This window comes from Phaeobacter sp. JH20_26, assembly GCF_048056275.1.
In the GTDB taxonomy this organism is placed as follows: Bacteria; Pseudomonadota; Alphaproteobacteria; order Rhodobacterales; family Rhodobacteraceae; genus Phaeobacter; species Phaeobacter bryozoorum.
Genome location: NZ_JAYMWL010000026.1, coordinates 1 through 20,758 on the forward strand (window position 1 = coordinate 1; position 20,758 = coordinate 20,758).

Below are 20,758 nucleotides of genomic sequence, written 5' to 3' on the forward strand. Positions count from 1 at the left end.
TTACGGCTGGCGGTTTTTCGGGTCTGGCGCGTGGTGTATGAAACCGGTCGGCAGCCGACAATCGACATATCGCGCCTGGAGTGTGGCTCCCTATGGGGGCCTTATTTTATTCACTGTCGGGGATATGGTGCCCAGGAGAGGACTCGAACCTCCACGTCCATACGGACACTAGCACCTGAAGCTAGCGCGTCTACCAATTCCGCCACCTGGGCAGGTGTCGTGAGGGGCGTATAAGCAGAAGCGACGGGGCCGTCAAACGGAAAATTCACTGCTGCGATATGTTCTGTTCTGACGATGGTATTCACAGAATACAGCTACCTGTGCAGAGCTTCTGTGTCGTCATGATCTGCGCTCTCCGATCTGATTTGGAAATCACCGATACGATCCGCTGGCGTCGCCAAAGCATCATAGCAAGGGAGATCAAATCGGGCGTTAAGCAACGATATCTTGCAGCGTTGCACCTATTGCCTCGACTTTGGTCGATTTGCGCCTTGTTCCAAAGGGCGCGGGGCGGTAAATCGAAGCAGCAGCTAAGGTAGGAGCCAAAAGATGTCCAAACTGGTCACGATCTATGGCGGGTCCGGTTTTGTCGGCCGTTACATTGCGCGCCGCATGGCCAAGGAAGGTTGGCGTGTGCGGGTGGCCGTGCGTCGGCCGAACGAAGCCATGTATGTCAAACCCTACGGTGTCCCGGGGCAGGTTGAGCCTGTGTTGTGCAATATTCGCGACGATGCGTCTGTTGCGGCGGTGATGCAGGGGGCAGATGCAGTGGTGAACTGCGTTGGCATCCTGAACGAACTGGGCAAGAACACCTTTGATGCGGTTCAGGCCGATGGCGCTGGTCGAATCGCGCGGATCGCTGCTGCACAGGGCGTCGGAGCCATGGTGCATGTCTCGGCCATCGGTGCGGATGAAGACAGCGACAGCGATTATGCCCAGTCCAAAGCGGCCGGGGAGCGGGCTGTTCTGGAGCATATGCCCGAGGCCGTGATTTTGCGGCCGTCGATCATCTTCGGGGCTGAGGATCAGTTCTTCAACCGTTTTGCCGCGATGGCACGCCTGTCGCCGGTGCTGCCGATTGCCCATGCCGACACAGAATTCCAGCCGGTGTACGTCGACGATGTTGCCAAGGCTGCCGTAGCCGCGGTTGTCGGGAGGGCAAAGCCTGGCGTGTATGAGCTTGGCGGCCCCGAGGTGAAGAGCTTCGGCGCACTGATGCAGCAGATGCTCGATGTGATTGACCGTCGGCGCCTTGTGCTGTCGCTGCCGGGCCCGATTGCGAAGCTGGTCGCGCTTGGCTTCGATATTCTGCAGTTCGTCAGCTTTCAGCTGTTCGAGAACAAGATGCTGACCCGTGACCAGCTGAAGAACCTCGAGAACGACAATGTGGTTGCCGAGGGTGCAAACGGGTTCGAGGCGCTGGGCATCCACCCGGTTTCATTGGCGTCTGTGCTGCCGGACTACCTGTGGAAGTTCCGCCCGGCTGGTCAGTACAGTGAGTTGATGGATTCAGCCCGCAACTTGCGCAACGACCTCTGAATTCGCTTAGATGTCAAGGTCGGCTAAGATTTGAAAGGCGCGGGTTTGACCCGCGCTTTTTTGGTTCTGATGGCCGGATCCGGTCGATCAGGCCTGATAGGCGATCATCAGGAGAATCGCGCCCAGAACGACGCGATAGATCACATAGGGTGTGAAGCTGACCGAGCGCAGCATGCGCATCATCAGCGACAGGGCAGCAAGGGCGGCCAGCATTGAGAGCGCCGCAGCGATAGCTGCATCGCGAATGAGTGCCGGATTTGCCTCGACGGCGACTTCGGCACCCAGCAAAACACCAGAGGCCACGATTGTTGGGATCGACATTAGCATTGACAGCCGTGCTGCGTCGATCCGGGCGTAGCCCAGCTGGCGGGCGCCCGTAATAGTGATGCCCGAACGGGAAGTGCCGGGGATTAGCGCCAGCATTTGCCACAGCCCCATGATCAGCGCATCTCGTGGCCCCCAGTTCGCGCTTTCCTTGTCGGTTGGGCCAAACCGATCTGCCACATAGAGTACCAAGCCAAAACCAAGCATCGTCCAGCCGATGACTTTCATCGACCTGAGTGCGTCACTCCATCCGCTGAAATGCAGAAAGGCGCCAAGCAGGATTGTAGGGATGGTCGCGATGATCAGCCCCATCGCCAGCCGTGCCCCGGGTGTATCGAGGCGTCCTATGAGGGCGCGCGGCAGACCGATCAGCCCCACCCGCACCTCTTTCCAGAAGAACAGGACCACGGCGACCAGTGTTCCGACGTGAACGGCGACGTCGATAACCTGCCCCTGATCGTCGAGCCCGGTCAGCCCTGGCAAAAGGATCAGGTGCCCGGATGAAGAGACGGGCAGGAATTCCGTGATGCCCTGAATCAGGGCGATAAGGATCAGCTGAAAAAGCGGCATGATATAGGTCCGATTGGGGTTCCGCAGGGATGGCAAAGAACGGTCTGGGTGTAAATCCGTTGATTTCATTGGCGGGATTGCGTTAATGGTCCGTATCGGACCTAAAATGTCTGTACATTTCTGCTGGAGAAGGTATCAGGACATAACTTCTGACATATTAGGTCAGCAAAGTTGACTTTTAATTCGCTCCGCTCCGATGGATCATTTATCGCAGCCAGCCCAACATGGAGTCCGCCCCGTGGCCAAGCAACCGATGCTCAAATTCGTGCAGATCGACCGCGACATGCCCAGCAAACGGGCCGCAGAAGATCGCCGGGAAGATTTCGACGAAATCTACGCAGAATTCGCGGCCGCCAAGGCCGAGGAACAGGCCAGCCGTTGCAGTCAATGCGGTGTACCTTATTGCCAGTCGCATTGCCCCCTGCACAACAACATTCCCGATTGGCTCCGCCTGACTGCCACGGGCCGCTTGCACGAGGCCTATGAGATCAGCCAGGCGACCAATACCTTCCCCGAAATCTGTGGTCGTATCTGTCCGCAGGATCGCCTCTGCGAAGGGAATTGCGTCATTGAGCAGTCCGGCCACGGTACTGTCACCATCGGTGCCGTCGAGAAATACATTACCGATACCGCCTGGGACAAAGGTTGGGTGCAGCCCATCGCCCCGGCGCAGGAACGCGGCGAGTCCGTGGGGATCATCGGGGCGGGTCCGGGCGGCCTGGCCGCAGCCGACATGCTGCGTCGCGCAGGCGTGAAGGTCACCATCTACGACCGCTATGATCGTGCCGGTGGCCTGCTGACCTATGGTATTCCGGGTTTCAAGCTGGAAAAGGACGTCGTGATGCGCCGCAACCAGCTGCTGGCGGATGGCGGTGTTGAATTCGTGATGAATTGCAACGTGGGTCAGGACATCTCCTTTGACGACATCCGCGCCAAACATGATGCGGTGATTATCGCCACCGGCGTTTACAAATCCCGTGATCTGGAAATGCCGGGGTCAGGTTCTGGTGGCATCGTAAAGGCGATCGACTTCCTGACCGTGTCCAACAAAGCGTCGAATTTCGGCGACAGCATCGAGGAATTCGACAACGGCACCCTGAACGCCAAAGGCAAGCGTGTCGTTGTCATCGGCGGGGGCGATACGGCTATGGACTGCGTGCGGACCTCGATCCGTCAGGGTGCAACATCGGTCAAATGTCTCTACCGCCGTGACCGTGCCAATATGCCCGGTTCGCAGCGCGAAACCAAGAACGCCGAGGAAGAAGGCGTGGTCTTTGAATGGCTGTCCGCGCCCAAGGGTTTCACCGATGAGGGCGGCAAGGTCGCTGGCGTGATGGTACAGAAGATGCGTCTCGGCCAGCCTGACGCCTCGGGCCGCCAGGCTCCCGAGGTCATCGAGGGCGCCGATTACATCGAGCCTGCCGAGCTGGTGATCAAGGCGCTTGGCTTTGAGCCGGAAGATCTGCCGACGCTCTGGGATCAGCCGGAACTGCCGGTCACCCGCTGGGGCACCGTAAAGGCTGCATTCCAGACCGGCGCGACCGATCTCGATGGCGTCTACGCCGTTGGTGACATCGTGCGCGGCGCGTCTCTGGTGGTCTGGGCCATCAAGGACGGGCGCGATTGCGCTGAGGCGATCCTCGACCGTTTCAACACCGCCGCCAGCAGCCTGGCCGCCGAGTAAACAGATTTCTACCGGGCAGGTGCCGCCCTTAGGGGGCCGCCCACCGGAACGGGAGCATGACATGACAAAATATGATGCAGAATGGGTTCGCGCCGAAGAGGCAAAGCGTCAATGGATGGCCGAGAACGGTCTTTATGCCGAGGAGGAAGAGCATTCCTCCTGCGGTGTTGGCCTTGTTGTCTCGGTCAACGGCAAGCGCAGCCGCAAGGTGGTTGAGGCCGGCATCAACGCGCTGAAAGCGATCTGGCACCGAGGTGCGGTTGATGCGGACGGAATGACCGGCGATGGCGCCGGTATCCACGTTCAGATTCCGGCACCGTTCTTCTATGATCAGGTGCGCCGCACCGGCCACGAGCCGCGCGAAGATCAGCTGATGGCGGTAGGCCAGGTCTTCCTGCCACGCACGGACTTTGGCGCTCAGGAACGCTGCCGGACCATCGTGGAAAGCGAAGTTCTGCGGATGGGCTACTACATCTACGGCTGGCGCCATGTGCCGGTGGATGTCACCTGCCTCGGCGAGAAGGCCAACGCCACCCGCCCTGAGATTGAGCAGATCCTGATCTCCAACTCAAAGGGTGTGGACGAGGAAACATTCGAGCGCGAGCTCTATGTTATTCGCCGCCGCATCGAAAAAGCCGCTGCCGCTGCGCAGGTCGGCCAGCTCTATATCGCGTCGCTGTCCTGCCGCTCGATCATCTACAAGGGCATGATGCTGGCCGAGCAGGTTGCCGTGTTCTACCCCGACCTGATGGACGAACGGTTTGAAAGCGCCTTTGCAATCTATCATCAGCGCTATTCCACCAACACGTTCCCGCAGTGGTGGCTGGCCCAGCCCTTCCGCATGCTCGCCCATAACGGCGAGATCAACACGCTGAAAGGCAACATGAACTGGATGAAGAGCCACGAGATCCGTATGGCCTCTTCGACCTTTGGTGACTATGCCGAGGATATCAAACCCATCGTCGCCAGCGGGTCCTCCGACTCCGCGGCACTGGACTCGGTGTTTGAAGTTCTGGTCCGCGCCGGTCGTTCGGCGCCGATGGCAAAGACCATGCTGGTTCCCGAAAGCTGGTCCAAGCAGGCGGTGGAGCTGCCGCAGGCCTGGCGCGATATGTATTCCTATTGCAACTCCGTGATGGAGCCTTGGGATGGCCCGGCCGCGCTGGCGATGACCGATGGCCGCTGGGTTTGCGCCGGTCTGGACCGCAACGGCCTGCGCCCGATGCGCTACGTGGTCACCGGCGATGGTCTGGTGATCGCAGGCTCCGAGGCGGGCATGGTTCCGATTGACGAGGCCACCGTGGTTGAAAAGGGTGCGCTTGGTCCGGGTCAGATGCTGGCTGTCGACATGAAGAAGGGCAAGCTGTTCCACGACACCGCGATCAAGAACAAACTGGCCTCCGCGCTGCCGTTTGGCGATTGGGTGAAGAAGATCAACGATCTGGACAGCACCCTGGCCACCGTTACCGAAAAGCCGTTGTTCAGCGGGGACGCACTGCGCCGCCGCCAGATTGCCGCTGGCTATACCATTGAGGAACTGGAACAGATTCTTGCGCCGATGGCCGAGGACGGCAAGGAAACTCTGGCCTCAATGGGGGATGATACGCCGTCGGCAGTGCTGTCGAAAATGTACCGCCCGCTGAGCCATTTCTTCCGCCAGAACTTCTCTCAGGTGACCAACCCGCCGATCGATAGCCTGCGCGAATACCGTGTGATGTCGTTGAAGACCCGGTTTGGTAACCTCAAGAACGTGCTGGATGAAGACAGCTCCCAGACCGAGATCATCGTGCTGGAAAGCCCCTTTATCGGCAATTCCCAATGGGACGAGCTGGTCAAGAACCTGAACGCGCCGCTGGCTGAAATCGACTGTAGCTTTGCCCCCGGCCAGGGGTCTCTCAATGCGGCGCTGGCCCGTGTCCGCGCCGAAGCGGAGGAGGCTGTCAGCTCCGGAGCCGGTCACATTGTCCTGACCGATCAGCATTCGGGCGAGGGCCGCGTGGCGATGCCGATGATCCTGGCGACCTCCGCCGTGCATTCGCATCTGACCCGCAAGGGCCTGCGGACCTTTTGTTCGCTGAATGTGCGCTCGGCCGAATGTATCGACCCGCATTACTTTGCGGTGCTGATCGGCTGTGGTGCCACCGTTGTAAACGCCTATCTGGCCGAGGATTCGCTGGCTGACCGTATTGAGCGGGGCCTGCTGGATGGCAGTCTGACCGAGAATGTCGCCCGTTACCGTGAAGCCATCGACCAGGGTCTTTTGAAGATCATGGCGAAAATGGGCATCTCGGTGATCTCCTCCTATCGTGGTGGTCTCAACTTCGAGGCGGTGGGCCTCAGCCGTGCGATGTGTGCGGAATATTTCCCCGGTATGGTTTCCCGGATTTCTGGTATCGGTGTCACCGGCATTCAGACCAAGCTGGAAGAAATCCACGCCAAGGCATGGTCGGGCGGTCAGGATGTCCTGCCCATCGGTGGCTTCTACAAGGCGCGCAAATCCGGCGAAACCCACGCCTGGGAAGCGACCTCGATGCATATGATGCAGATGGCCTGCAACCGGGCCTCGTTTGAGCTGTGGAAGCAATATTCGGCAAAGATGCAGTCGAACCCGCCGATTCACCTGCGCGATCTGCTGGACATCAAGCCTCTGGGCAAGCCGGTGCCGATTGAAGAGGTCGAGAGCATCACCTCGATCCGCAAGCGCTTTGTCACGCCGGGGATGAGCTTGGGCGCGCTGTCGCCTGAGGCGCATAAGACTCTGAACGTCGCAATGAACCGCATCGGTGCCAAGTCCGACTCCGGCGAGGGCGGCGAAGATCCCGCACATTTCGTGCCGGAGCCGAACGGCGACAACCCGTCGGCAAAGATCAAGCAGGTGGCGTCGGGCCGCTTTGGTGTGACCGCTGAATATCTGAACCAGTGCGAAGAGCTGGAAATCAAGGTGGCCCAGGGCGCCAAGCCCGGCGAGGGCGGCCAGCTGCCGGGGATGAAGGTCACCGACCTGATTGCCCGCCTGCGCCACTCGACCAAAGGTGTGACCCTGATTTCGCCGCCGCCGCACCACGATATCTACTCGATCGAGGATCTGGCGCAGCTGATCTACGACCTGAAGCAGATCAACCCGCGCTGCAAGGTGACGGTGAAACTGGTCGCGTCCTCGGGCGTTGGCACCATCGCGGCCGGCGTGGCCAAGGCAAAGGCAGACATCATCCTGATCTCCGGCCATAACGGTGGCACCGGGGCCTCGCCTGCGACCTCGATCAAATATGCTGGCCTCCCGTGGGAGATGGGCCTGACCGAGGCGCATCAGGTGCTGAGCATGAACAACCTGCGTGACCGGGTGACGCTGCGCACCGATGGCGGTCTGCGCACCGGCCGCGACATCGTCATGGCGGCCATGCTGGGCGCCGAGGAATATGGTATCGGCACCGCTGCGCTGATCGCCATGGGCTGCATCATGGTGCGCCAGTGCCAGTCCAACACCTGCCCGGTGGGCGTGTGTACTCAGGATGAGGCCCTGCGCGGCAAGTTCACCGGCAATGCCGACAAGGTGGTAAACCTCATCACCTTCTATGCGCAGGAAGTACGGGAAATTCTGGCTTCCATTGGCGCGCGGTCGCTGGAGGATGTCATTGGCCGGGCCGATCTTCTAGCGCAGGTGTCGCGTGGCTCTGCCCATCTGGACGACCTCGACCTGAACCCGCTTCTGATCACGGTCGATGGCTCTGCCAATATCGTCTACAACCGCGATAAGGAGCGCAACCCGGTGCCGGATACGCTGGATGCGGAGATCGTACGCGATGCCGCCCGCTTCCTGCAGGACGGTGAGAAGATGCAGCTGTCCTATGCGGTGCAGAACACCCACCGGACCGTGGGCACCCGCACCTCCAGCCATATCGTCCGCAACTTCGGTATGCGCAACACGCTGCAGTCAGACCACCTGACGGTGAAGCTGCAAGGCTCCGCCGGGCAGTCGCTCGGTGCCTTTGCGGCCCCCGGTCTGAAGCTTGAGGTCTCCGGGGATGCCAATGACTATGTGGGCAAGGGTCTCTCCGGTGGAACCATCGTGGTGCGCCCGCCGATGGCATCGCCGCTGAACGCCAGCGAAAACACCATCGTCGGCAATACCGTTCTCTATGGTGCGACGGCTGGCTATCTCTTCGCAGCCGGGCGTGCCGGCGAGCGGTTCGCGGTTCGTAACTCAGGGGCGAGCGTGGTTGTCGAGGGCTGCGGTGCCTGTGGCTGTGAATACATGACCGGCGGGATCGCGGTGATCCTGGGCAAGATCGGCGCCAACTTCGGCGCGGGTATGACCGGTGGTATGGCCTACATCTACGATCCCGAAGGCAAGGCAGAAACCCTGATGAACATGGAGTCACTGGTGACCTGTCCGGTGACCGTGGCGCATTGGGAAGATCAGCTGAAAGGTCTGATCGAGCGCCATCTGGAGGAAACCGGCAGCCGCAAGGCCGCTGAGATCCTGCAGCATTGGGAAAATGAGAAGGGCAATTTCCTGCAAATCTGCCCGAAGGAAATGCTGAACAAACTGCCCCAGCCTTTGGCGATCGAGGCAGCAGCCGTTCCGGCGGAATAGGCCCCGCCACTTCCTCTGCATGTGCCTTGGATGGGCTCCGGTCGCTGCTGCGGTCGGGGCCTTTTCACCTCCGGGCGCTTGCTCTGGGCAATCTCTTGCGGGCCAAGGGATTTCGCGGTTGGAGCGGGCCCGTTCTGTGCCGTATAGAGACCCTATGGCGAAGGCAGGAAAATCAACCGGGGCATCCAAGGCTCCCCCCAAGGGCAAAGCCCGCAGCAAGGCAGCAGCCAAGGGTAAACCCCGCGCAAAGCTGTCACCGCGTCGTCTCCTGCGTCGCTGGCTGGGACGGGCTGCGCTGGTCTTTGTTGCGCTGACCCTGCTGCCGATCCTGCTGTTTTCCGTGATCAACCCGCCGATCACCCATACCATCTGGTCTGAATATCGCCGTCTTGGTGATATTGACCGCGAATGGGTTCCCATCGAACATATCGCTCCGGCCTTGGGGCGTTCGGTTGTCGCCGCCGAAGATGCCCGGTTCTGCCAGCATTGGGGCCTTGATGCGGAGGCCATCCGCGCGGCAATCGCCGAAGGCGGCCAGCGTGGAGGGTCGACCATCTCTCAGCAGGTGGTGAAGAATGTCTTTCTGTGGCAGGGGCGCAGCTGGTTCCGCAAGGCGCTGGAAACACTGATGACGCCGATGGTTGAGGCGGTCTGGAGCAAACGGCGCATTCTGGAAGTCTACCTGAATGTCGCTGAAATGGGCGAAGGTGTGTTTGGCGCCGAGGCGGCCGCGCGGCATTATTTCGGTGTCGGTCCGGATGAGCTGAGCCGCAGGCAGGCTGCCCTTCTGGCCACCGTTCTGCCCAATCCCAAAGAGCGTTCGGCAGCAAAACCCACTGCGTTCATGCGCAAGCGGGCGGCGCAGATCATGGATGGGGCGGCCACCATTCGCGCAGATGGCAGGGCGGCCTGTTTCGAGGATTGAAACTTCTGGCGCTTTTGGGCATTGCTGTCTGATCCCAGCCACCCGCAACAGGAGATCCGCTGTCCCATGGCCCGCCTCTATCATGTGCCCCTCTCCCCCTTCTGCCGTAAAGTGCGCCTGTCCCTGGCCGAAAAGCGGATCGAGGTCGAGCTGGTCGAGGAACGCTACTGGGAGCAGGAGGCCGATTTCCTGCGCCGCAATCCGGCGGCGAAGGTTCCGGTGATCCGCCTGGATGGCAAGCTGATGGCCGAAAGTGCCGCGATCTGCGAATACCTTGAGGAAACCCGCCCGGAACCCTCGTTGATGCCCAGCGATCCCGATGGTCGCTACGAGGTGCGCCGTCTGGTCAGCTGGTTCGATGATAAATTTCACCATGAGGTCACCTCAAAGCTGCTCTATGAGCGGGTGAACAAGAAGGTGACCGGGCAGGGCTACCCCGACAGTGGCAACGTCAAGGCGGGTGCGCGTGCGATCAAATATCACCTCGACTATCTGGCCTGGCTGCTGGACCATCGCCGCTGGCTGGCTGGCGATCAAATGACCCTCGCAGATTTCGCCGCCGCCGCGCATCTGTCGTCGTTGGACTATATCTCCGATGTTGATTGGAACCGGTCCGCCGTGGTGAAGGACTGGTACGCAAAGATCAAGTCACGCCCGGCGTTCCGGTCGATCCTTGCCGATCAGATCCCCGGTTTCAGCCCACCGGCCCATTACGCCGATCTGGATTTCTGATAGACACGGGCAGAAGGGGGCTGTCTGCCCCCTCTTGAGTCCCTTGGACTCAATTCATCCCCGAGGATATTTCTAGCCAGATGATAGCGACACACGGCATCAAGGACAGGTTGGTGAAACAGGCCCTTGCCGAGGGGTTTGTGGCCTGTCGGATCTGTCGTCCCTGGGATGTGCCGCAGGTGCCCGCTCGGCTTCAGGCGTTTCTTGAAGCGGGATATCACGGTCAGATGGGCTGGATGGAGGAACGCAGCCACTGGCGCGGCGATCCAGCCCAGCTCTGGCCTGAGGCGCGCTCTGTGATCATGCTTGCTGAAAGCTACACGCCAGAGGTGGATCCGATGGCTGTTGTGGGGCAGGCAGAGCGCGGCGCGATTTCCGTCTATGCGCGCAACAAGGATTATCATGATCTTGTGAAGAAGCGTTTGAAACGGCTGGCACGCTGGCTGATCGCGGAAGCCGCGCGGGCGGATGAGCCTGCCGAGGTCAAGGTATTTGTCGACACCGCGCCGGTTCCGGAGAAGCCGCTGGGCCAGGCGGCGGGCCTTGGGTGGCAGGGCAAACACACCAATCTGGTCAGCCGGGACTGGGGCAACTGGGCCTTCATAGGCTCTGTTTTCACAACATTGGACCTGCCTGCCGACCCGGCAGAGCGCGACCATTGCGGATCGTGCCGGTCCTGTCTGGCGGCCTGCCCGACAGATGCGTTCCCCGCCCCGTATCAGCTGGATGCGCGGCGTTGCATTTCTTACCTCACCATCGAGCACAAGGGCCCGGTCGATGAGGAGCTGCGCGCCAAGCTGGGCAACCGGATCTACGGCTGTGATGATTGCCTGGCGGCCTGCCCCTGGAACAAATTTGCAGTCGCCGCCAGCGATATGCGCTATGCGGCGCGACCCGAGTTCGAGGCTCCGCAGCTGGCGGAGCTGGCTCGGCTGGACGATGCCGGGTTCCGGGCGTTGTTTTCCGGATCCCCCATCAAGCGGATCGGGCGAGATCGCTTTGTGCGCAATGTGCTTTATGCCGTCGGTAACTCCGGCCTGTCGGCCCTGCGGCCCGTGGCCGAGGCTCTGGTCGCGGATTCTGACCCGACTGTGGCGGATGCGGCCCGCTGGGCGGTTCAGCGACTGAGGTGACGCAAACAGGATGGATCGTCGCGGCAGCTTCGCTAAACCGATGACCAGGATCAAGATTAAGGCGAACGGAGGACGGGCATGGCGCTTTTGCTTGGGGTGGACACGGGCGGAACCTATACCGACGCGGTATTGATCCGGGATGATCGCGATGTGCTGGCAAAGGCCAAGGCGCTGACGACGCGGCAGGATCTGGCCATCGGAGTTGGGGAAGCCGTCGCTGCCGTACTTGCGCAGGCGCAGGTAGCACCGTCAGAGATCGCGCTTGCAGCTTTGTCCACGACGCTTGCGACCAATGCGCTGGTCGAAGGGCAGGGGGGCCGCGTTGCGCTGATCTATATCGGGTTCGGCGAGGCGGATCTGGATCGTCACGGCCTGCGCGAGGCGTTGAAGGGCGACCCGGCGCTGGTGCTGGAGGGGGGGCACAGCCATTCCGGTAGCGAGGCGGCGCCCTTGGACCGGGAGACGCTGCGCGCGTTTCTCCAGCGCGAGGCCGTATCGGTCAGCGGTTTTGCCATTGCCGGCCAGTTTGCGACGCGCAATCCAGCGCACGAGCTGGAAGTTGCCCGGATCATCGCAGAAGAAACCGGCGTTCCGGTGACCTGTTCGCACCAGCTGTCGGCGCGGCTCAACGGGCCGAAGCGGGCGTTGACGGCTGTGCTGAACGCGCGGCTCATCGGAATGATCGACCGGTTGATCGGGCGCGCCGAATCCCGCCTGAGCGAGCTCGGCGTGACTGCTCAGATGATGGTTGTGAGGGGTGATGGCGCCTTGATGTCGTCACAGCAGGCCCGCGCCCGTCCGATTGAAACCATCCTGAGCGGCCCGGCTGCATCGCTGGTCGGTGCCCGCTGGCTGACCGGCGTCGAGACTGCGCTTGTCAGTGATATCGGCGGCACCACCACCGATGTCGCATTGATCGAGAACGGCAAGCCCAAGATTGATCCGGCCGGCGCCGAGGTTGGCGGCTATCGCACCATGGTTGAGGCCGTGGCCATGCGCACCAGCGGCCTGGGCGGTGACAGTCAGGTGCATCCGATCGCTGCCGGTATGAGTGGCGGTGTGACCCTTGGCCCGCGTCGCGTGCTGCCGATTTCCCTGATCGCCAATATGTCCCCTGAGGTGGTTCATGCAACGCTCGACAGTCAGCTGCGCGCAGTGACTGTCGGCGAATATGACGGGCAGTTTGTTCGCGCGATTCCGGGACAGACACCAGTCGGGTTGAGCGACCGGGAGGCCCGGGTTCTGGACCGGATCGGGACGCAGACACATCCGCTGGGCGCCGTGCTGCACACCCGGATTGAGCAGGGCGCGCTGATGCGGCTGGTGGATCGCGGCCTGGTGCAGATCGCCGGGGTCACCCCGTCCGATGCCAGCCATGTCCTTGGACGGCTTAGCAGCTGGGATGGCGATGCAGCGCAGAAGGCGCTGACGCTTTTTGCCCGCCGCCGCGTGGGGTCGGGGGACCGGCTGGCACCGGATGCTGTGACATTGGCACGGATGATCGTAGATCAGATGACGGAACAGACGTCGCTCACCCTGTTAGAGACTGCTATTGCCGAAGATGCTCCGGCCTTTGGAACCTCGCCGGATCAGCTTGCCCGCCATGTTCTGATGCAGCGCGGGCTATCCCGACATCAGGGGCTGGTCGCTCTCAGCGCTGGCCTCAATGTCGATGTCGTCGGGCTTGGAGCCTCGGCGCCCAGCTACTATCCGGCGGTCGGGACCCGGCTTCATTGCCGTATGATCCTACCGGAACACGCAGGCGTGGCAAATGCCATTGGCGCGGTGGTGGGCCGTATCACCATGCGGCGCAGCGGCACGGTTACCGCACCTGAGGAAGGCCGGTTTCGCGTCCATCTGGAGAATGGCCCGGAGGATTTCACCGGTTCGCAGGAGGCTCTTGAGCGGTTGGAAGCCGAGCTGCGGGCCGAAGCCCGTGCCGCCGCAGAGGCCGCAGGCGCGCAGGATATTTCCATCCAGGTGGACAGGGATATCCGCATCGCCGAAGTCGAGGCGCGGGAGGTTTTTGTCGAGGCCTTTCTGACGGTGGAGGCGAGCGGTCGTCCGCGCATTGCCCACGGCTGACCGGCAGAACATGCGCAAGGCAGCAAAAGGCCCCGCCGATTGGCGGGGCCTTTTATCTAGAATGCCGGATATCGCATGGTCAGCCGATTACTCGGCAGCGGTCTCGTTCCGGCGGGGCAGAACCCAATCCGGGCGCGCAAAGTGGCAGGTGTAGCCGTTTGGCTGCCGTTCCAGGTAATCCTGATGCTCCGGTTCGGCCTCCCAGAAATCGCCAACGGGTTCGACCTCGGTCATCACCTTGCCGGGCCAGAGACCTGACGCATCGACATCCGCAATGGTGTCTTCGGCAATTTCTTTCTGGCGGTCGTCAACATAGTAGATCGCAGAGCGGTAGCTCATGCCCAGATCATTGCCCTGCTGATTGACCGTGGTTGGATCATGGATCTGAAAGAAGAACTCCAGCAGCGTGCGATAGCTGGTCTGGCTCGGGTCAAAAATCACCTCGATCGCCTCGGCATGGGTGCCGTGGTTCTTATAGGTCGCATTGGGCACATCGCCGCCGGAATATCCAACCCGGGTGCTGATGATACCGGGGCGCTTGCGGATCAGGTCCTGCATGCCCCAGAAACACCCACCGGCCAGGACGGCGCGTTCTGTTGTGCTGCTCATCTAATATCCTCCACTTGATCGATATAGTCGCCGTAGCCTTCTGCCTGCATATCGTCCAGATGGACGAACCGAAGGGAGGCCGAATTGATGCAATAGCGCAGACCGCCGCGATCTGCCGGGCCGTCCGGGAACACATGGCCCAGATGGCTGTCTCCATGGGTCGAGCGGACTTCGGTGCGGATCATCCCCAGGCTCCGGTCTTCCAGCTCCTGAACATGGGCGGTTTCGATGGGTTTGGTAAAGCTGGGCCAGCCGCAGCCGGACTCATATTTGTCTGACGAGGCAAACAATGGCTCACCGGAGACGATATCCACATAGATACCCGGCTCCTTGTTGCCCAGCAGCTTGCCGGTGCCGGGGCGTTCGGTGCCGGATTGCTGGGTGACGTAATATTCTTCTTCCGAGAGGGCCGCAATGGCGTCCGGGTCTTTGGAATAACTGCGCATCATGTCCTCCGATCTTGGCTGTTCAGCTGTAAATGGTGTCCTTCGGGGCAAAAGCAAAGCTGTATTTCATCCGCTCGCGTTTGTGTGTGACGAAAGAGGCAGGGCACGTGTCATCCTCAGGGGCGCTGCTGCGCCGATTGCCGCGCCAGCTGGACCGCCAGAATGCCAAAGGTGACGATACCGACGCCGATCAGGTCCAGCAGCCCCAACTTTTCGCCCAGCAGCAGACTGGCAACAGCCACACCGAAGACTGGGTTGAGAAAATGGAAGGTGGCGGCCCGCACGGCACCGATCCTGTTCAGCAGCAGAACCCAGATGAAGGTCGCCGTCAGCCCCGGCACCAGGGTGGTGTAGAGAAAGGCCAGCGCCAGCGGCCAGCTGGGGTTCAGCCGGAAGGTTTCCACCATCGGTGCAACTGCGAACAGCACGGCAGAGCCGACCAGCATCTGCAACCCCACCACCATCATGAAGTTGCCACCCGAGGTTGCCCCCCGCAGTGCCAGGGTGGCCAGCGTCAGGGCCAGAACACCGATCCCGCAGAGCGTGACGCCAAAGAGGTCGACACCCGCGCTGATGCGGGTTCCCATGATCAGGGCAACCCCCACCACCCCGGCCAGCAGCCCGGCAACACCCAGCCGGGGCAGCCGCTCACCATAGGCCAGCCAGAGCGCGATGGCGACCAGCATCGGCATGGTCGATGCGATGATCGCGGCCAGCGAGGCTTCGATGGTTTCCATGGCGACGAAGTTGAGGCCCAGATAGAGCGCGTTCTGGCAGATGCCAAAGACGATGGTGGCGCGCAGCTGGCCGCGTGTCAGACGCCAGCTCTGGCCCATGTAGCGGGCAACAGCGACACCGATTAGGCCGGAAATAAGAAAGCGGAAAGCAAGCGAGTATAGCGGCGAAGCATCGGCGACAATGATCCGCGCCGAAGTAAAGGCAGACGACCACATAAAGGCAAAGGCCAGCCCCATCGCCAAAGCGCGCAGATCCATCGACATATCCCCCTGCCGGTCCGGTGCCGCAGCCCGTTCGGGTGTGGTCGCGATATGTTTAGCAAGGCAAGCATTCGCTGGGAACCGAATTCGGCTGGCCGGTTGGGGATCTTGATTTTTCGGGAGCTGCGCTGTTCAGGCACAAAAAAGGGCCGCCCGAAAGGCGACCCGAAACACGGTCAACCGTGCCTTGACCCTTAGCCGTTCACGCTGTCTTTCAGCGCTTTGGCGATGGTCATCTTGACCACTTTATCGGCCTCTTTGGTGAATTTCTCACCGGTGGCCGGGTTGCGCACTTCGCGCTCGGGGCGCTCGCGGCAGTAGATCTTGCCAACGCCGGGCAGAGTCACGGCACCACCGCCGGAAACTTCGCGGGTGATCAGCGCGCAAACGGCGTCAAGCGCAGCGCCTGCCGCTTTTTTGTCGCTGTCCATCTCTTCAGCCAGTGCGGCAACAAGCTGGGTCTTGGTCATCGGTTTGGACATTCTTAGGTCTCCTTGTCACTGCCCGAGTTATGGGGCCTCATCGCGTAACTCTAGCGTTATGTTGTGGCCGAACACAACGAGTAGTGTTGTCAAAAACCCCATAAAATAGGGGTTTTTGAAGAATTAGCGGGAAAATCACCCTCAGAGAAAGGCTGTTTCGTCAAAGGAACGCAGTTTTCGGCTGTGCAAACGTTCCAATGGCATGCCACGCAACTGCTCCATCGCCTTTATCCCGATCTGCAAATGGCGGGCAACCTGGGTGTGATAAAACTCAGATGCCATCCCCGGTAGCTTCAGTTCGCCATGCAGCGGCTTGTCCGACACACAGAGCAGCGTTCCATAGGGCACCCGGAAACGATAGCCATTGGCGGCGATGGTGGCGCTTTCCATATCCAGCGCGATGGCACGGGATTGCGACAGCCTCTGCACGGGGCCGGATTGATCGCGCAGTTCCCAATTGCGGTTGTCGATGGTGGCAACGGTGCCGGTCCGCATGATCCGCTTCAGGTCGTAGCCTTCCAGCTCCGTCACCTCGGCCACCGCATCCTCAAGCGCGACCTGGATTTCCGCCAGTGCCGGAATCGGGGTCCAGATCGGCAGATCGTCGTCCAGAACGTGATCCTCGCGCAGATAGCCGTGCCCCAGCACAAAATCGCCCAGCGTCTGAGTGTTGCGCAGCCCGGCACAGTGACCGACCATCAGCCAGGCGTGCGGGCGCAATACCGCGATATGGTCGGTGGCGGTCTTGGCGTTCGACGGGCCGACGCCGATATTGACCAGCGTGATGCCCGAGCCATCCTGCCGTTTCAGGTGATAGGTCGGCATCTGCGGCAGCTTCGCAATCGGCGGGATCTCCGCGTCCGCGCTGGTGATTTCATGATCGCCGGTGCTGACAAAGCTGCTGTAGCCAGAGGCCGGATTCGCCAGCTGCGCCCGGGCGTAGGCTTCGAATTCGGCGACATAGAACTGGTAGTTGGTGAACAGCACGTGATTTTGAAAATGCTGCGGGTCGGTCGCCGTGTAATGCGACAGCCGGGCCAGCGAATAATCAATGCGCTGCGCGGTAAAGAGCGACAGCGGACCAATATTGTCCGGCGACTGATAGGTGCCGTTTACAATGTCGTCATTGGTGGTGGCCAGGTCCGGCACGTCAAAGACATCGCGCAGCGTGAAACCGGCAGCGCCTTCCTGTGGGACCGTCAGGCTGGGATCGGCCGCCACGGCAAAATGCACCGGGATTGGCGTATCTGAGACAGCGATGGTCACCGGCTGTCCGTGGTTGCGGATCAGCAGGCCGATTTGCTGGGTCAGGTAATGCCGGAACAGATCCGGGCGGGTCACAGTGGTTGCATAGGTGCCGGGGGCCGACACATGCCCATAGCTCAGCCGGCTGTCGACCTGTGCAAAAGACGACGTGGTAAAGCGGATCTCAGGGTAGAATGCGCGGATACGCGGGGTGGTCCCGGTGCTGCCGACGGAGGGACCATCGGCCAGGATGCGCGAAAACTCGGCGCATAGAAACTGCGTCGCCTCACGGTACAGCTGCTCCAACCGGGCAACGGCCGCCGCGGCATCTGTAAACTCTTCTGCTGCCGGAAGCTGCGGGATCTTAACTGTTGTCATGATTATGCTCGATCACTGAAAAACGGGGGCACTCTGCCATCGGATGACGGGGTGGCTCTGGAAAGGACACGGGGGCCGGCCGACACGCGCCGGGGGTCAGGACGGCCCGGCGCTTGCGATCACTGGTATCTTCTCGAAGCTGCGCACATCCACCAGCCCCAGATCGGAAATTCGCAATTCGGGGATCACCACCAGCGCCAGCAGGGAATGCTGCATATAGGCGTTGTTGAGCTTGCAGCCGCAGGTCTCCATCGCCTCGACCATCTTCTGCGCCTTGGCGGCAACCTCCGTCGCGGGGCTGTCGGACATCAGCCCGGCGATGGGCAGCTCAACCAGAGCCAGCTCCTGTCCTTCGCGGAAGATGGTGATGCCGCCGCCCACCTCGGCCAGACGATTGGCCGCCAGCGCCATCTGCGCGCGGTCAGTGCCGACCACGATCATATGGTGGCTGTCATGCGCCACGGTGGAGGCCATCGCCATCTTGCCGCTGTAGCCAAAGCCGGAGACAAAGGCGTTTGTGACGCCACCCGTCGCCCGGTGGCGTTCCACCAATGCAATCTGGCAGATGTCGCCCGCCTCGGCCAATGTGGCCTCGACCAGCCCGTCCTGTACCGGCAGCTCTGCCTGTAGCGCTTTGGTCGGGGCCTGGTTCTCAACCACACCGATGACATTGGCGGTGATCACATTTGCGCCCTCAGGCGCGACGATCTCAAAATCCTCAGCACCCAGCTGATGGCCCAGATGCACCGTGTCACGCGCGGTTTCGGGCCAGTCCAGATGCGGGCAATCCACGGTGATCTCGCCATCCTTGGCTACGATCTCGCCACGGGCAATCACCAGCTCGACCGGCAGGGTCTTCAGATCGGAGGTCAGGATCACATCCGCGCGCCGACCCGGGGTGATAGAGCCGATGTCACGCTCCAGCCCGAAATGCGTCGCGGTGTTGATCGTGGCCATCTGCAAGGCAATCAAAGGGTCACAGCCGCATTCAATCGCGTGGCGCACCACCCGGTTCATATGGCCGTCATTGACCAGCGTGCCGGAGTGGCAATCGTCGGTGCAGAGAATGAAGTTGCGCGGATCCAGCCCCTTTTCGGTGATCGCGGTGATCTGCGCCTCAACGTCATACCAGGCCGAGCCGAGCCGCACCATCGCGCGCATCCCCTGTCGCATCCGGGCAATCGCGTCCGCCTCGCAGGTGCCTTCGTGATCATCCGCCGGACCGCCGGCCACATAGGCTGCGAAATCCGGCCCCAGATCGGGCGAGGCATAATGCCCGCCAACGGTCTTGCCCGCGCGCTGGGTTGCGGCGATCTCTGCCAGCATCTTGGGATCGCCCGCTGCCACACCGGGAAAATTCATCATCTCGCCCAGCCCGATGATGCCTGGCCAGCTCATCGCCTCGGCCACATCCTCGGGCGAAATCTCATATCCGGTGGTTTCCAGCCCGGGCGCTGAGGGCGCGCAGCTCGGCATCTGGGTAAAGATATTGACCGGCTGCATCAGCGCCTCGTCATGCATCAGGCGCACGCCTTCCAGACCCAGCACATTGGCGATCTCATGCGGGTCGGTGAACATCGAGGTGGTACCATGTGGGATCACCGCACGGGCGAATTCTGCGGGGGTCAGCATCCCGCTTTCGATATGCATATGCGCATCACAGAGGCCGGGGATCATATAGCGCCCGTTGGCCTCGATCACCTCGGTGTCGGGGCCGGTGCAATAGCTGGCATCGGGGCCGACATAGGCGATGCGCCCGGCCACGATGGCGATGTCATGATCGGGCAGTTGTTCGCGGGTGTGAACATTGACCCAGACCCCCTGGCGGATCACCGTGTCCGCAGGGCGGCGACCTGCCGCAACTTCAATCAATTGGGGGGCTACATCGGGCCAGCTTGGGAATGCGATATCTGTCATGGCCCAATTGTTCTGATAACCCGCGCAAGCGCAAGACCCCTTGCGCGCTAGCGCAAACAATAGCTGCTTTTTGCAAATCAAGAAAACCACCAGCCTGCGTTGCGGCTGCTATCTCCGGGTGCGGCGCAGGTCTCTTGGCGTTGTGGCAAAGACGCTGCGAAAGGCGCGGGTCAACGCGCTGGGGTTCTCATAGCCGCAGCGCAGGGCGATCTCCGAGATGCTGAAATCCGTCTCTAACACAAGCCGTCTTGCCTGTTTCAATCGCAGATGCCGATATAGCGTCTGCGGCGTTGTGCCCAATTCACCCTGCGTGCGACGTGCCAGATCTCGCAGGCTCCGCCCAACCCGTCGCGCGACTTCGCCCAGCGGGAGCGGGGTTTCCAGATTGGCCTCCATCACCGCAATTGCACGCCCGACAGAGGCGCTGCGCACGGGTCTGGATGTCCCGGTCCCCCCTGGCTCGCCGCTCAGGAACAGGGTGGCAACATCCAGTCGCAGGGCCTGCCCGTGCTGTCGCGCGATCATGTCGAGGATCCCGTCAAATGCCGCCATCGCGCCTGAGCATGTCAGCCGGTCCCGGTCCCACAGAAACCGGTGCATCTCGGCCTGAACGGTCGGAAACGCCTCGGCAAAGGCGCCGATCTCCGCGCTGTGGATGGTGGCGCGGTAGCCATCCAGAAGCCCGGCCTCAGCCAGCAGCCAGGCACCGGTATCGAATCCCGCCAATACGCCATAGCGCCGCTGCGCCGCCCGCAACCCGCGCGATGTGGCTTCGGTTGCATGGCGCAGATAGCGGTAGCTCGGCATGGCGATCAGCATATCGCCCTCAGCTTTGCTCAGCGGCGCCTGCGCGCTGACCTCCATCGCCGCCGATGACATCGCGGTATTGCCATCAAGCGTCACGAACCGCCAGGAGTACAGCGGTCGGCCTGCAAACGTGTTGGCGGCCCGCAGCGGCTCCACCGTATTGGCAAGGCAATGGCCAGAGAACTGATCGAACAGCAATAGGTCGATCTGCTGCGTTGCAGCGTGTGGTTTCTTCCAGTTTGGCACGAAAATGTCCGATGCTGCACGATACTGACCGTATCCAGCCCTAG

Annotated in this window: 15 protein-coding genes and 1 tRNA gene; 7 read left to right on the forward strand and 9 right to left on the reverse strand. The window is 61.4% G+C overall.

What is annotated here, in order from left to right; translation table 11 throughout:
• Nucleotides 1-125: 125 nt before the first annotated feature.
• A tRNA-Leu gene (locus VWY60_RS18890) sits at nucleotides 126-212 on the reverse strand.
• 337 nt (nucleotides 213-549) lie between these two features.
• Here VWY60_RS18890 and VWY60_RS18895 point away from each other — a divergent pair.
• Nucleotides 550-1,539, forward strand: a complete 990-nt coding sequence (locus tag VWY60_RS18895; protein WP_416541434.1) for a complex I NDUFA9 subunit family protein — start codon at nucleotides 550-552, stop codon at nucleotides 1,537-1,539.
• Nucleotides 1,540-1,626: 87 nt separating this feature from the next.
• Here the strand turns inward: VWY60_RS18895 and VWY60_RS18900 are convergent, their stop codons facing one another.
• Nucleotides 1,627-2,433 carry an undecaprenyl-diphosphate phosphatase gene (locus VWY60_RS18900; RefSeq protein ID WP_416541435.1) on the reverse strand — a complete coding sequence of 269 codons (807 nt, stop codon included), beginning with the start codon at nucleotides 2,431-2,433 and terminating at the stop codon, nucleotides 1,627-1,629.
• A 238-nt stretch (nucleotides 2,434-2,671) separates the two neighbouring features.
• Here VWY60_RS18900 and VWY60_RS18905 point away from each other — a divergent pair, with 238 nt between their 5' ends.
• The 6 genes from VWY60_RS18905 to VWY60_RS18930 all read left to right on the forward strand — a co-directional run bounded on the left by VWY60_RS18905 (nucleotide 2,672) and on the right by VWY60_RS18930 (nucleotide 13,586).
• Nucleotides 2,672-4,117 (forward strand): NAD(P)-dependent oxidoreductase, encoded by a 1,446-nt coding sequence (locus VWY60_RS18905; protein ID WP_416541436.1) that lies wholly within the window; start codon nucleotides 2,672-2,674, stop codon nucleotides 4,115-4,117.
• A 61-nt stretch (nucleotides 4,118-4,178) separates the two neighbouring features.
• Nucleotides 4,179-8,711 (forward strand): glutamate synthase large subunit, encoded by a 4,533-nt coding sequence (gene gltB / locus VWY60_RS18910; RefSeq protein WP_416541437.1) that lies wholly within the window; start codon nucleotides 4,179-4,181, stop codon nucleotides 8,709-8,711.
• A 154-nt stretch (nucleotides 8,712-8,865) separates the two neighbouring features.
• The gene (gene mtgA / locus VWY60_RS18915; RefSeq protein ID WP_340547031.1) at nucleotides 8,866-9,636 is read left to right on the forward strand and encodes a monofunctional biosynthetic peptidoglycan transglycosylase; all 771 of its coding nucleotides are present in this window, start codon (nucleotides 8,866-8,868) and stop codon (nucleotides 9,634-9,636) included.
• Between the two features lie 66 nt (nucleotides 9,637-9,702).
• Entirely contained in the window at nucleotides 9,703-10,368 is a 666-nt protein-coding gene (locus VWY60_RS18920; protein ID WP_340547030.1) for a glutathione S-transferase family protein, read from the forward strand.
• Between the two features lie 80 nt (nucleotides 10,369-10,448).
• Nucleotides 10,449-11,501 carry a tRNA epoxyqueuosine(34) reductase QueG gene (queG, locus tag VWY60_RS18925; protein WP_416541438.1) on the forward strand — a complete coding sequence of 351 codons (1,053 nt, stop codon included), beginning with the start codon at nucleotides 10,449-10,451 and terminating at the stop codon, nucleotides 11,499-11,501.
• A gap of 78 nt (nucleotides 11,502-11,579) precedes the next feature.
• Nucleotides 11,580-13,586 (forward strand): hydantoinase/oxoprolinase N-terminal domain-containing protein, encoded by a 2,007-nt coding sequence (locus VWY60_RS18930; RefSeq protein ID WP_416541439.1) that lies wholly within the window; start codon nucleotides 11,580-11,582, stop codon nucleotides 13,584-13,586.
• Nucleotides 13,587-13,673: 87 nt separating this feature from the next.
• On the opposite strand, the gene msrA is transcribed toward VWY60_RS18930, so the two are convergent.
• The 7 genes from msrA to VWY60_RS18965 form a co-directional block, all read right to left on the reverse strand.
• Complete coding sequence (gene msrA / locus VWY60_RS18935; protein ID WP_416534398.1) at nucleotides 13,674-14,195, reverse strand: peptide-methionine (S)-S-oxide reductase MsrA; 522 nt, start codon at nucleotides 14,193-14,195, stop codon at nucleotides 13,674-13,676.
• Entirely contained in the window at nucleotides 14,192-14,641 is a 450-nt protein-coding gene (msrB, locus tag VWY60_RS18940) for a peptide-methionine (R)-S-oxide reductase MsrB (RefSeq protein ID WP_340547249.1), read from the reverse strand. Before msrB ends, msrA begins: the two co-directional genes overlap by 4 nt.
• A gap of 116 nt (nucleotides 14,642-14,757) precedes the next feature.
• A complete protein-coding gene (locus tag VWY60_RS18945; RefSeq protein ID WP_416534399.1) occupies nucleotides 14,758-15,636 on the reverse strand; it encodes a DMT family transporter in 879 nt (292 codons plus the stop codon).
• 197 nt (nucleotides 15,637-15,833) lie between these two features.
• Nucleotides 15,834-16,121 (reverse strand): HU family DNA-binding protein, encoded by a 288-nt coding sequence (locus VWY60_RS18950; protein ID WP_014876311.1) that lies wholly within the window; start codon nucleotides 16,119-16,121, stop codon nucleotides 15,834-15,836.
• A 141-nt stretch (nucleotides 16,122-16,262) separates the two neighbouring features.
• Nucleotides 16,263-17,744 carry an AMP nucleosidase gene (locus VWY60_RS18955; protein WP_416541440.1) on the reverse strand — a complete coding sequence of 494 codons (1,482 nt, stop codon included), beginning with the start codon at nucleotides 17,742-17,744 and terminating at the stop codon, nucleotides 16,263-16,265.
• Nucleotides 17,745-17,840: 96 nt separating this feature from the next.
• Nucleotides 17,841-19,661 (reverse strand): adenine deaminase, encoded by a 1,821-nt coding sequence (ade, locus tag VWY60_RS18960; RefSeq protein WP_416541441.1) that lies wholly within the window; start codon nucleotides 19,659-19,661, stop codon nucleotides 17,841-17,843.
• A 108-nt stretch (nucleotides 19,662-19,769) separates the two neighbouring features.
• Entirely contained in the window at nucleotides 19,770-20,714 is a 945-nt protein-coding gene (locus VWY60_RS18965) for a GlxA family transcriptional regulator (protein ID WP_416541442.1), read from the reverse strand.
• Nucleotides 20,715-20,758: the final 44 nt, after the last annotated feature.

Bases quoted from the DNA above. Each gene is read 5' to 3' on its own strand.
- VWY60_RS18895 (WP_416541434.1), top strand. From the start codon at position 550: ATGTCCAAACTGGTCACGATCTATGGCGGGTCCGGTTTTGTCGGCCGT.
- VWY60_RS18900 (WP_416541435.1), bottom strand. From the start codon at position 2,433: ATGCCGCTTTTTCAGCTGATCCTTATCGCCCTGATTCAGGGCATCACG.
- gltB (WP_416541437.1), top strand. From the start codon at position 4,179: ATGACAAAATATGATGCAGAATGGGTTCGCGCCGAAGAGGCAAAGCGT.
- mtgA (WP_340547031.1), top strand. From the start codon at position 8,866: ATGGCGAAGGCAGGAAAATCAACCGGGGCATCCAAGGCTCCCCCCAAG.
- VWY60_RS18920 (WP_340547030.1), top strand. From the start codon at position 9,703: ATGGCCCGCCTCTATCATGTGCCCCTCTCCCCCTTCTGCCGTAAAGTG.
- queG (WP_416541438.1), top strand. From the start codon at position 10,449: ATGATAGCGACACACGGCATCAAGGACAGGTTGGTGAAACAGGCCCTT.
- VWY60_RS18930 (WP_416541439.1), top strand. From the start codon at position 11,580: ATGGCGCTTTTGCTTGGGGTGGACACGGGCGGAACCTATACCGACGCG.
- msrA (WP_416534398.1), bottom strand. From the start codon at position 14,195: ATGAGCAGCACAACAGAACGCGCCGTCCTGGCCGGTGGGTGTTTCTGG.
- msrB (WP_340547249.1), bottom strand. From the start codon at position 14,641: ATGCGCAGTTATTCCAAAGACCCGGACGCCATTGCGGCCCTCTCGGAA.
- VWY60_RS18945 (WP_416534399.1), bottom strand. From the start codon at position 15,636: ATGGATCTGCGCGCTTTGGCGATGGGGCTGGCCTTTGCCTTTATGTGG.
- VWY60_RS18950 (WP_014876311.1), bottom strand. From the start codon at position 16,121: ATGTCCAAACCGATGACCAAGACCCAGCTTGTTGCCGCACTGGCTGAA.
- VWY60_RS18955 (WP_416541440.1), bottom strand. From the start codon at position 17,744: ATGACAACAGTTAAGATCCCGCAGCTTCCGGCAGCAGAAGAGTTTACA.
- ade (WP_416541441.1), bottom strand. From the start codon at position 19,661: ATGACAGATATCGCATTCCCAAGCTGGCCCGATGTAGCCCCCCAATTG.